The sequence below is a fragment of the Nostoc sp. S13 genome, from assembly GCF_029379315.1.
GTDB lineage: Bacteria > Cyanobacteriota > Cyanobacteriia > Cyanobacteriales > Nostocaceae > Nostoc.
In genome coordinates, this window is the sequence record NZ_JAQYWQ010000038.1 from 38,825 (window position 1) to 51,631 (window position 12,807).

Genomic DNA, 12,807 nt, shown 5'->3' on the forward strand with positions numbered 1-12,807 from the left:
AGCTTACTGCTAATTTATGAGGGCGGGGAGTAAGAATTTTAGATTTTAGATTTTAGATTTTAGATTGAAATTTAATCCAAAATCCAAAATTGAATTGCCCAATGCCCAACTACACATTTACCGGTAGTTTATTATCGGTTGATGTGTAACTGCTGCGATCGCCAATTCCGAACTGCGTGAGTGATTCTTGCCCTGTAATCAATCTTGCTCCACGATTACGGGTGAAATAGTTCCATGCCCACTTAATCATCACTACTAATTTATTGTCAAATTCAATTAAGAAGTAGATGTGAATCAACAGCCAAAACAGCCATGCAAAGAAACCTTTCAGCTTGATAAAACCCAAATCTACCACAGCAGAATTGTGCCCAATCATCGCTAAACTACCGTGATCAACATAAGAAAAGGGTGGCAAGCTGTCACCTCTAAGCCGATGCTGGACTAGTTCTGCTACATATTCACCTTGTTGCTTCGCTACAGGTGCAACACCAGGTAGCGGTTTGCCATTTTGATGAGAAAAATTTGCTAAGTCGCCAATTACAAAAATATTGGGATATCCCTTAATACTTAAGTTAGATTCAACGATAATCCGTCCTGCGCGATCGCACTCAGTACCTGTGCGTTCTGCTAGCACTTTTCCCATTGCTGAAGCTTTCACACCTGCTGCCCATAATACCGTTTTTGAGGCAATTTCTTTAACTTCATCACCTTGTTTGAGGGTAACAAGATCATTTTCAATATTCGTTACCAATGTTTTTGTCTGAACAAGTACCCCCAACTGCGTTAGAGATGCTTCTGCTTCTTGTGATAACTCTGGTGCAAAGGGTGGTAGAATGCGATCCAAACCTTCTAATAGCAAAATCTTCGCTTCTGATGTGTCGATGTTGCGGAAATCTTCTTTGAGAGTTTGATTTGCCAATTCTGCGATCGCGCCCGCTAATTCTACACCAGTGGGGCCACCACCGATAATTACAAAAGTTAACCAAGCACGGCGTTTTTCTGGATCTGTTTCTTTTTCTGCGGCTTCAAAGGCCGTAAAGATCCGGCGACGCATTTCTATGGCATCTTCTACTGTTTTCAAGCCTGGAGCGAATTCTTCCCAGTTGTCTTTGCCAAAGTAGGAATGCTTGGCTCCTGTGGCAACAATTAACGTATCGTAAGCTATTGTTTCGTCGCCCACAATCACTTTTTGTGTTTCTGGATCAATATTATTCACCTCTCCCAGCAATACTTTCGTATTCTTGCTCTTGTTGAGTACAGAACGCAACGGTGAAGAAATATCCGCAGGAGATAGCGCACCTGTGGCGACTTGGTATAGGAGGGGTTGAAATAAATGAAAGTTGCGTTTATCAATCAGAGTAACGTTTACTGCCGCCTTGGCGAGTGTTTTGGCCGCATAAAGTCCACCAAAACCACCGCCAACAATTACTACTTGATGAGGTGGATTATTGTCAAGTGGATTTACCATAAGAAATATTATCCTGTATTTTGAGTATTGTAACTATTCTTAACAAATTATTATCAAATTTGTCATCATATATTTTGTATTACTTTTTACATTTGAAGAATGATTAAAGTTTGAACCTCACACGACTTGAAGTTGCGTGATGGAAAGCTTCAACGATCTCCGGCTGAATAGAAGACACGCCCTAGCGATCGCAATCTGGGACAAACGCTATAACCCTTATTCTTCCGTTCTGTCTTTTTTCTAACCACCTAGAAAATGGGCGAACCGGAAGTTACTGTGCAAAGATTGGGCATCGTCAAGTTTGGCGATCGCTAATCAGGTGCTAATTCCCCCAATTATGCAGGGAGATCATCGGAAAATGGCGATTACCCGACTTTTTGTCCATAAAAAAGCCCCACCGACTGATGGGGATAAAGACTGATAGATTTTTGGCACTTTTCTCTGTTTAGGGTGTGCTTGGCTTTACTCTCTATTTATTCACTTCTTCTAATGGAGAGCTGCCAGAGTTCGCTGATGTACTAATGACATATTCAGGGTAGGCTGGTATGCCATGCTCGTGTAAATCCAAACCTTCCAATTCGCCTTCTTTCGACACACGCAGTGTCCCGGTCAAATTTACCAAATACATCAACCCCATTGCCACGGCGAATGTAGACACAGTAATAATTAGGTTGCCGATAACTTGTGCGCTCAACACCTGTATCCCCCCACCATAAAGCAGACCTCTTAACGGTGCAGAGACATCAGGTAAGATGGGACCACTTGCGCCGAATTCACCAGTGGCAAACAAGCCGAGCGACCACGTTCCCCAGATCCCGCAAAAACCATGTACAGGAACTGCACCGATGGGGTCGTCAATACGAAGCCATTCCAAGAGGTCTATTCCTAGAATTACAACTACGCCAGCTACTGCCCCAATAATGATAGAACCTGTTGGATTAACCCAATAGCACGGGCAAGTGATCGCAACCAAACCCGCCAAGAAACCGTTGACGGTGAAACTCAAATCCCACTTTTTCGTTTTCGGATATCCAAAAAATAGTGCCGACAGACCACCTGCACATGCTGCCAAGGTAGTATTGGCGGCAACCCGTCCAGTCCCCACAAAGTCCATCGCCGAGAGTGTCGAGCCAGGGTTGAAACCATACCAGCCGAACCACAGAATCAGACCGCCGGAAGCAGCAATTACAAGGTCATGCGGTAACATTGGCCCGCCACCGTCGCGCTTGAACCGACGACCCAAACGCGGCCCAAGTGCGATCGCACCCGCTAGGGCAATGAATCCTCCAATGGTGTGAACAACTGTAGAGCCTGCAAAGTCATGGAAGCCAGTTCCCAAGAAGGGCAGGAAACCATCTTTGCTGCCCATCGTTACCAGAAAACCGTCTGGCCCCCAAGCCCAGTGTCCGATAATTGGGTAGATGAATCCAGAAACGCCAAAGCTGTAGAGAAGATCGCCAATAAACCCTGTCCGCCCAATCATCGCCCCAGAGGTAATCGTCGAGCAGGTGTCTGCAAAAGCAAACTGAAACAGCCAAAATGCCAGGAACGCCACACCTGAACTTTCATAAGTCGCGGGCGCATTTTGCAAGAAAAACCAATTCAGTCCAATCAAGCCGTTACCATGACTGAACATGAAGGCAAAGCCCCAGGCATAGAACAATAAACCGCAAAGACAGGTGTCAACGATGCACTCCATCAAGACATTGACGGTTTCACGAGAGCGACAGAAACCTGCTTCCAGCATCGTAAAACCTACCTGCATTGCAAATACTAGGAAGGCCGCTAGCAGCGTCCAGAGGGTATTAATCGGGTTAACGATGTCATTGCCTTTGAGTACTGGATCGGCTGCCAGAGCTGGTGTTTCCATCAAATTGGGGATGAAGGCAAATACCATGAACAGCATCATGATAGCCATTGCCTTGCCCAGCAGTAGTAAGTAACCATAGCGCCTCCACTCCGGATCACGTAAACGCTGTCCCAATCGTGCCAACTTGTTAACTTGCTGACTTTGCCCAACAGTAAGAGGCATTTTCTTCTTTGTGGGGAATGGCTGATGCTTAAAGAGGAAAAAGCCTTTCTTGACTGGGGTAGATCCCGCCTTCACGAAAAAGACAATAAAGCTTGTTACCAAATAGCCAAATATGTTGAGGCAATTTAAGCTATTTTTTCCCAAAGAACTACAAGCCTTAAATAAGATAGTTTTTAGCCCACTTCTCTTGTTACCCACTAAGTAAAACCTCCGTCAAGGTAAGTATTTTTAAACAACCAAAACCTCAATTGTCAGTCAAGCTGTTGAAGAAGAATCTGAAGGTATTTATGTCAAATAAACTTGAGCAGGATTGTCTCAAAACCGACAGCCCATCACGTTACGATAGTTAGGGCGGCATCAACAACATTAACGAAGTTTTTCTGTAAGTCTTAAACCACATTTTTCTAATATCAAAAACCCTGATATTGTGAGAAATCTGAATGTTCACTTACAGGAATAAACTAATAAATTTGACTAATTGTTTATTTCTTCCTGATAAAAAACTGTATTAAATAATACAGTTTTTTGTCAGGAGGTCAGATGAAGTTACTCTCGCCACATCAGATATAACAACTGTATTCCCTACAGTATCAGTGTTTACCGATATTAAGATAGAAACATTCAGAATGTTATTAATTTTATATACGACAAGTCAATAAGTTGTTACTTTTTGTATTCACAGCCTGATCAATCTCGTCACACTTTCGTCATGATTTTGTCATATCTTCGTCAATCTGATATGTAAGTATTACCAAAAATATGTTTATTCATTTTTCTCAGATGGAATTACCTGCCTTTTACTTATAGCTGGTTCCCATTCAGATGCCGTACAACATTACATCACAAGGTGTAGGGGCATCTCACGTAAATGAGAACCGCTATATCTTTAAATCCTCCTCATCACCTCACCACGTATTCCAGAGGCTTTATTGATTTCCTTGACTCATTAAGCGTTTATGTTTTTTACATAAGAGATGATGCTTTCTGGATGTAAGTCAACCTCTTAAATGTGTTGAATACCGTTCGGTTTTAAGATAATGTTACTGAAATATGGAGCGCCTAGTCATGACTCTTATATCACGAGTATGCGACTTGCAGAAATCAAAACTACAGGATAAACACAACTTTTCAAGATAGAGGCGCAGACAATAAAAGTTGGAAATATTTGAATCCCTCTTTGCATGTGTAAATTTATTAAAGGTAGATGTAGAATTTATACAAGTTCACTCAGAAATAGTTGGTTCTGGTGTTTGTGTCAAACGTGGTGAATGAGTTCGCCGCCAACGTGTAAAGCTATAGACAAGAGCAGCAAAAATTAACAAATAGGGACTGTAAACAATTAACCAAATACCCAGCTTGAGTAAGCCAACGGAAAATGCACTCAAAGAGTGGGTAGAGTTATTCCACGTTTCCTGAACTTGTAAACCAAAGGCAGGTTGTGGACTGGTGCTAGAAACTGCTGCTTCTAGGTTCAGCGTAATAGTGGAATAAGCAACTTGATTTTGTAAGCTTTTGAGTTGAGCATTAATTTGTTCTATTGTTTGGCGGATATTACTCAATTCTTGGGCAACACTAAGCACATCTCTAATCGAACCCGCCCGATCCATAATTTTTTGCAAATTGACTTCAGTTTTCTGCAAATTAGTTAATCTAGCTTGGAAATCCACCAGGCGATCGCCCACATCTTCAGCAGTGATATTGCGACTCTCGACAGTGCCCAATTTAGCTAGTTGTTCTAAGGTAGATTCCAGCCGGTTCTCTGGTATCCGCAATTGTATTGTTGCTGTGTAACGCAGGTTGTCGTTTTTGGGTTGTTGTTCTTGCAACCCGATCAAATCCCCTTGCTGTTTATTGATAATTTGCGAAACAGCATCAATAGTCCGATCTACAGAGTTGACAGTCAAAGACATTGCTGCCTTTTTGATCAGTTGGGGACGAGAACGGGCTATTGGTGCAGCTTCCGTATTTTGGGAAATACTGCTTTCATTAGCAGGTGTCATTGCTTTATTTGCCCTGCCATCGGCTGCAATTTGAGGTAAAGCCTGATTTGCTGACTGATGGGAAGAGGCGCAACTAGTAAAAATCACCCCTCCTAATAACGCACTCACAAATAAAGCAGATGTGCGCGGTAATTTAACCGAAGTGTACATAATCTGCCCTCAGATGGATGAAGTTAACACCAGTATTACTGAACTAAAACTCAAAGCCTGTATTGTTGCGATTTATGTAACAGGGTTAGTCATTAGTCATTAGTCATTTGTCATTAGTCATTTGTCATTTGTCATTAGTAATTCTCACTTGCTCTCTCCATCTCCTGAGTTCAAAGGGATAAATTTAATGGCTCATAGTTCATCTGTGGCTACTCAATTTGAGGTACAATCAAAATTCTGCAAATTGACGATGCTTGCTGACAGGAGATGCTTCTATGGCCCGGATGTACTATGACGAAGATGCCAATTTAGACCTTTTGGCTGGAAAAACTATTGCTATTATCGGCTATGGTTCCCAAGGTCATGCCCACGCTCTCAATTTAAAAGATAGTGGTTTGAATGTGATTGTGGGATTATATCCGGGTAGTAAGTCAGTAGCAAAAGCTGAAGCAGCTGGGGTAACTGTGAAAAATGTTGCAGATGCTGCCAATGCTGCTGACTTCATCATGATTTTGTTACCTGATGAAGTCCAAAAAACGATTTACAAAAACGAGATTGAACCAAATCTACAAGAAGGGAATGTGTTAGCCTTTGCCCACGGTTTCAATATTCACTTTGGGCAAATTGTCCCACCGGCTAACGTAGATGTGGTGATGATAGCACCCAAAGGGCCGGGGCATATAGTACGGCGGACTTATGAACAGGGTGAAGGTGTACCAGCGCTATTTGCAGTTTATCAGGATGCCAGTGGTCAGGCACGCGATCGCGCGATGGCATACGCTAAAGGTATTGGTGGTAGCCGCGCTGGTGTTCTCGAAACTACTTTCCGCGAAGAAACCGAAACTGATTTATTTGGCGAACAAGCAGTATTGTGCGGTGGTTTGAGTGCTTTAATCAAAGCCGGATTTGAAACTTTGGTAGAAGCTGGTTATCAACCAGAATTGGCTTATTTTGAATGTCTGCATGAAGTCAAGCTGATTGTTGACTTGGTTGTGGAAGGTGGTTTAGCCAAAATGCGCGACAGCATTTCTAATACTGCTGAATATGGCGATTATACCCGTGGCCCGCGAATTGTTACCGAACAAACCAAAGCTGAAATGCAAAAGATTCTCAGCGAAATTCAATCTGGACAATTTGCACGGGAATTTGTTCTGGAAAACCAAGCTGGTAAACCAGGATTTACCGCCTTGCGTCGCAAAGAAGCTGAACACAAAATTGAGGAAGTTGGCAAAGATTTACGCGCTATGTTTAGCTGGTTGAAAAAAGCATAATGATTCAAAGATAGAGACTGGAGTTTCTGAGACTGTAATTCCAGAATTTTTTGGAAAATATAACTGGAGAAAGGGAAAGTCTATAAAGTCATCGTAACCATGCACGATACTCCAGCGCGAAGCTCTAAGGTGAGTAATTAGTAAATTGGATTAGTATCTTTTTGCACCTACTCATAGGAGGAATTAATTCTATATCTAAAGACTGTTTTTATCAGACAAAAAAGCAAATAAGCTGTTAATAGCAACATAACCGATGGGCAGTTGCAATAATTTTTGCATTGCTCATCTTTCCACAACTGTCTTCATCGTGCCCAATAACCTTTAACAGGTTGTCGATGATAGCACAGATCGTAATTATTTCGTTTAGCATCTTCCCCTCTTTTTTTCTCATAGGAGGGGATTTTATTATTTGATTAACCATGCACGATACCCCAGCGTCAAGCTCTGGGGTAAGTAATATCAAGTCTGGATAATTAGTTATCATTCCCACTACATTGGGGAGGGAACTAGATTTCCGGTTTCCCACCTTTGCAAGGGGGGTAATTCAACTTGTGTATGCCCCTCCCCGCAAGCGAGGAGGGGAGACAAAGCGTAGTTTTGGCTCTTTGGGGTTCTTGAGGTTTAGTAAGTAATCAAACGGACATAATATAACTAGCAACTTGGGTTATTTAGAAAATAATGAACATAATTTCATGTTTCATTCTCAGTAATCTCCTTTAAAATGTCTTGAGTTTATTTTGCGATCGCTATATTCAATATTCAATGTATTCAGTTCATTCATACAGCTTACAAATCTTGAGCAATTCTAAAACCAGCGTGTTGATAAAAATAAGGACGAAACCAGTTGCGATAGGTTGGTAATGCCATTGAACCATTAGTAGCCCAAGAACCGCCAAGCATCATCTGATGTTTGCCATCAAAAAACGGTGCTGCTTGATCTTCGTAAAGCGGATGAGGTTGAAATCCTGGTAAGGCGTTGAAAGTGTCCCCCAGCCATTCCCAGACATTTCCTCTAAGATCATAAAGCACAGAAGCACTATTAGCTGGTTTGAACATTCCCACAGGACTGGGGGAAATAAATTGTAAGTTGAGATTATAGTTAGTTAATAAGTGGTTATCCTCAGAGGTAAGTAAGGCTTGATTCCATTCGGCTTCACTCATCAAGCGGATTTCTGAGCCTTGAGAGCGACAAAATGCGATCGCTTCGTAGTAGTTGACTTCCACAGGCCAATCTAGGGGTAAGTCTATTTCGTCGAATGTGGCTCGATAACGGTATCCATCCTGGAACGGTATCCAGAATTTGGGATGTTGAACGTTGTAGAGTTGCTTCCAATTCCCAGATTCACTATTCCAGTAGTCGGAATTTTTGTAACCACCAGCTTGAACAAATTTCAGATATTCACCATTAGTGATTAGATATTGACTAGCTAAAAACGGTTTCACTTCAACTGTGCGATCGCCATATTCGCTATCCCAACCATAGGTAAGATCATCATTGGGTTTTCCTAGTTTCACCACACCACCTGGAACCCGGCGCATTTCATTCTTGGGAATGTTCCCCTTGCTAGGTGCATAATTCCAGCCTTGGGGACGTTTAAGGCGATTAACAGGCAATTGACGCACCAGCATCGAAGAGGTTTCAAAATGAATGCGACTATGTTCTATTCCCATCAGCAAAGCCCAGAAGGGATGCTGTTGATGAATCGGGAAATCCAGGTAAGTATTTTGAATCACCTTTGTGATTGCCTCTCGTGCCTTGTGCCGATATTGCCAAACTTTTTCGACATCAGGCCACCTAACCTCTTGTATAGCTGCGTCCAGTTCTGTCGGTGTTTCTGGATCAACTCCGATTTCAAATAGGGTTTCGTATTGGGAATTAATTCGAGCTTTGATTAAACCAACCGCAATTAACTTGTTGATGAAAAAAACAGCTGAGTGACCAAGATAAAAAATTAGACGGTTTCTTAAAGGATCAGGGTTAAGATAAAAAGTTTCTTCCCCAACCAAACTTTTCATGAGTGTTTCTTCAAGTTCCCAAGCATTCTCAAAGTAGTTGAGCAGGCTTTGTGGACTGCAATCATTGAGTGTGGGAACTTGAACTGATGTCAGTTTATTTATCGTTGAAACTAAAGCCATGATATTTTTGACAGGAGATTAATTGCACAAATTACATAAATTATGACTGATTACAAGAAAAAGTGTTTTTGATCACATTTTTTCTGTGTCGCCATGATCGGGCAATTTGCTCAATTTGTAAGTAGACAAAGAATGTATTTTAAAATACTTAAACTACTGATTGCGAGAATAATATAAATAATGAATTAGCGTTGAATTAGTTGTTTTAACTGAGTTTCAGATGATATCCCCGTTAGGGGAAGTGGTTATGGAAAGGTTTTTCTGACTGTTTATTTATACGGAGTTTCATCATGGGTTTCCATCCCCGTTAGGGGAAGTGGTTATGGAAAGAACTCTAATGGAAAAGCTGGAAACAATAAAACTTGCTCAGAAATGTTTCCATCCCCTTTAGGGGAAGTGGTTATGGAAAGTGGAGGAACTGCGGCTCCCGACAATGCTCCCGACAAGTTGTTTCCATCCCCGTTAGGGGAAGTGGTTATGGAAAGAGTTCACTTCTGGAAGCCTTACTAGGAGCGGGTTTTAGACCCCCTAATCGACGCATCTCTTGATTGGGACAAAAAATCGGAAAAAATTCGTCAATTTTGTAGCCTGAAAGCTTTCCTACACAAGGCATCGACGCATGTCAACGAAGTTATGCGGTTTTCAAGGTTCGGGCGGCATGCGTCGATGAACTTCAACACACTGAATAAAAAGTTATATATATTACCTAAAACCTGTCAAGTATTTAATAAATAAATTAACAATTGTGAGCGGGGTAAGTTTATCTGGAGCAGTTCGGCAAATAATTAGAGAAGCATACGGCGATGCCTTCACAGTAGGCATCGCGGATTTTAGATTTTATCTAATCTAAAATCCCAAATCGAGTTACCGATTCACCGCCGCAGCTTCCCGTGCTGCTGCTGCTTGATCTGGGTGGATACCCAAGCGTGTGAGATTAATCCGACCTTTGTTGTCAATTTCGCGCACTTTGATAATCACTTCATCGCCCACTGCTACTTCATCCTCAACTTTGCCAACGCGGTAATCAGCAAGTTGTGAGATATGGATCATACCTTCTTTTCCAGGCAGAAATTCCACAAATGCACCTATCGGTATAATCCGAGTGATGCGTCCGGCATAGACATCCCCTTCGTTCAGCTTGCGGGTCATGCCTTGGATGATGTTTTTAGCTCTCTTGGCCTTGTTCTCATCCACAGCCGAAATTGTCACCGTGCCATCATCTTCGATGTCAATTTTAGCACCAGTTTCCTCTGTGATTCCCTTAATAGTCTTGCCTCCAGGCCCAATGACCAAACCAATCATGTCTGAATCAATTTTGATTGTTAACAGACGTGGGGCATAGGGTGAGGTTTCAGTACGCGGCGTGTCAATGCAGGCGAGCATTTTCTCCAGAATGTGCAACCGGGCTGATTTGGCTTGGTGGACGGCTTGGGAAATAACGTCCAACGACAGACCGGAGATTTTCATATCCATTTGCAAGGCGGTAATCCCGACATCCGTCCCAGCAACTTTGAAGTCCATATCGCCCAAAAAGTCTTCAATGCCCTGAATGTCGGTCAGGACTCGCACTTCGTCTCCTTCCTTAATCAGACCCATTGCCGCGCCACTGACGGGTTTGAGAATTGGTACACCAGCATCCATTAGGGCTAGAGTGGAACCGCAGACTGAACCCATTGAGGTGGAACCGTTGGAGGAAAGTACTTCCGATACGATGCGAATCACGTAGGGAAATTGTTCTTTTGACGGTAGTACAGGTAGTAGCGCTCGCTCTGCCAATGCCCCGTGACCAATTTCGCGCCTTCCTGGGGCCCGCATTGGCTTGGTTTCCCCGACTGAGAAAGGCGGGAAGTTGTAATGATGCAGATAACGCTTGTGTTGATCTAGCTGCATGTCATCGTTGAGGTTTTGGGCATCTCCCGGTGTACCCAGAGTACAAGTGGATAATACCTGAGTTAGTTCCCGGTTAAATAAACCGCTACCGTGGACTCGCTTTGGTAAGACATCAACTAAACAAGAAACACGACGCACTTCATCGAGTTTACGGCCATCAACACGAACGTTATCTTCGATGATTTGCCGCCGCATGAAGTATTTGGTAATATCTTTAAAAGTGTTACCAAGTGCCTTGTTATTTGCAGTTGCGGCAACTCGAATTGGGTCTTCTTGTGGCAGTTCGGTAATTGTCGTGGCAATTTCATCCTTGACGACATCTAAAGCTGCATCGCGTTCGGGTTTGGTGAAATGAAATTGAGACAGGATTTTCTTAATCTGGCTGCTAGCGCGATCGCGGATATAATTTTCTAGCGTTTGGTCTACTTGTGGTGGTGCTTCTTGCACTATTATCAGACCAAGTTCTGCTACTAAATCTTGTTGCGCTTTGATTAAGTCGCGCACTGCTTCATAACCAAAGTCAATTGCCTCGATAATATCTCGCTCTGGCAACTGATTGGCTCCCGCCTCCACCATAATTACGCCATGCGGTGAACCTGCTACGACTAGATCCAAGTCTCCAGCTTCAATTTCTGCATAGGTGGGGTTAATAATGAAATCATCTCCCACTAAACCAACGCGCACTGCTGCCATTGGGCCATTAAAAGGAATCTGGGCAATCAAGGTAGCGATCGAAGCACCTGTAACTGCTAGCACATCAGGTGGTACTAACTCGTCCATCGACAGCGTTAAGGCAATAATTTGCAGATCATCCCGTAGCCATGAGGGGAACAGGGGACGCATGGGACGGTCTATAAGACGGCTGGTGAGAATTGTTTTTTCTGGTGGGCGACCTTCCCGCCGCATAATCCCGCCGGGAATCCTACCTGCGGCATATAGCCTTTCTTCATAATCTACTGTAAGTGGAAGAAAATCAATGCCTTCTCTGGCTTGCGATCGCGTAGCCGTCACTAAAACGGATGTATCCCCTGATTCTATCAAAACCGACCCACCAGCCTGGGGAGCTAGTAAGCCTACTTTCAGTCGAATATCCCTTCCATCGAAGGATATTGACTTATCAACTTCTGCCATTCAGTTTTTTTTCCTTCTCTTTCGCTATTCTCTTTCTGTGGCAATCCTAACATTTATGCCCTATGGCTGACTTCTAATACATACAAAGATAAGACTTGTAGTTCAACCCAAAGGGCGATACATCATTAGCGCGTCTACCACTTGTTCCTCCCCTAGCTTGGCTGCACCTGGAATCCGCCCAATAATCTCAAATCCTAACGACTGCCAAAGTGTAATTGAAGGTATATTAGTTTCAAAGACCAAATTGAATATTACTGCTTCATAACCAAGGCTTGCTGCGATCAAAAGCATCGCCTCTCCCATGAACCGCCCTATCCCTGACCGCGTAATCCAGGTTGTACAATAAAACCAGCGTTGCAAATATGTCTACACCGACCGAGAAAGTTTGGTTTTAAATAAAACGCCCCTAATATTTCTTTTGGTTTGTGTGTAGCATTCTCAAGAGATGTCTTGACAACAAAGGCATCCTTACTCAACCAGTAAGCTGAAAATTATGCCTGAGATAGAGGTTGCTTTTGAGGATAAGTTTTACCTTCAACAATTACAACATTAAGTAATGCTCTTACAACCTCCTGTTCTTGAGGATGCATATAATCTAGTTCCACTAATAACCCATTTTTTAAAACTTTAATTATGGGAAAAATCATTATTATTGAAGAAGAATTCAGAATTCTGAATTCAGGAGTCAGAATCAAGACGCTCTCTGCGAGACGCTGCGCGAACGCGGAC

The 12,807-nt window shown here is 42.8% G+C and carries 6 protein-coding genes, 1 pseudogene and 1 CRISPR repeat array; of the genes and pseudogenes, 1 reads left to right on the forward strand and 6 read right to left on the reverse strand.

Annotated elements, in window-relative coordinates:
- Positions 1–109: 109 nt before the first annotated feature.
- The 3 genes from PUQ00_RS14280 to PUQ00_RS14290 all read right to left on the reverse strand — a co-directional run bounded on the left by PUQ00_RS14280 (position 110) and on the right by PUQ00_RS14290 (position 5,650).
- Positions 110–1,468, reverse strand: a complete 1,359-nt coding sequence (locus tag PUQ00_RS14280) for an NAD(P)/FAD-dependent oxidoreductase (protein ID WP_300417479.1) — start codon at positions 1,466–1,468, stop codon at positions 110–112.
- 469 nt (positions 1,469–1,937) lie between these two features.
- A complete protein-coding gene (locus tag PUQ00_RS14285; protein WP_300417482.1) occupies positions 1,938–3,500 on the reverse strand; it encodes an ammonium transporter in 1,563 nt (520 codons plus the stop codon).
- Positions 3,501–4,723: 1,223 nt separating this feature from the next.
- Positions 4,724–5,650 carry a DUF4349 domain-containing protein gene (locus PUQ00_RS14290; protein WP_300417485.1) on the reverse strand — a complete coding sequence of 309 codons (927 nt, stop codon included), beginning with the start codon at positions 5,648–5,650 and terminating at the stop codon, positions 4,724–4,726.
- Between the two features lie 275 nt (positions 5,651–5,925).
- Here PUQ00_RS14290 and ilvC point away from each other — a divergent pair, with 275 nt between their 5' ends.
- Complete coding sequence (gene ilvC, locus PUQ00_RS14295) at positions 5,926–6,921, forward strand: ketol-acid reductoisomerase (protein WP_300417488.1); 996 nt, start codon at positions 5,926–5,928, stop codon at positions 6,919–6,921.
- 786 nt (positions 6,922–7,707) lie between these two features.
- On the opposite strand, the gene ovoA is transcribed toward ilvC, so the two are convergent.
- The 3 genes and pseudogenes from ovoA to PUQ00_RS14310 all read right to left on the reverse strand — a co-directional run bounded on the left by ovoA (position 7,708) and on the right by PUQ00_RS14310 (position 12,725).
- Positions 7,708–9,057 (reverse strand): 5-histidylcysteine sulfoxide synthase, encoded by a 1,350-nt coding sequence (ovoA, locus tag PUQ00_RS14300; RefSeq protein WP_300417490.1) that lies wholly within the window; start codon positions 9,055–9,057, stop codon positions 7,708–7,710.
- A gap of 219 nt (positions 9,058–9,276) precedes the next feature.
- Positions 9,277–9,542: a CRISPR direct-repeat array (repeat unit 36 nt; unit sequence GTTTCCATCCCCGTTAGGGGAAGTGGTTATGGAAAG).
- A gap of 379 nt (positions 9,543–9,921) precedes the next feature.
- Positions 9,922–12,078 carry a polyribonucleotide nucleotidyltransferase gene (locus tag PUQ00_RS14305; protein ID WP_300417493.1) on the reverse strand — a complete coding sequence of 719 codons (2,157 nt, stop codon included), beginning with the start codon at positions 12,076–12,078 and terminating at the stop codon, positions 9,922–9,924.
- A 102-nt stretch (positions 12,079–12,180) separates the two neighbouring features.
- A pseudogene (locus PUQ00_RS14310) lies at positions 12,181–12,725 on the reverse strand (N-acetyltransferase).
- Between the last annotated feature and the right edge of the window lie 82 nt (positions 12,726–12,807).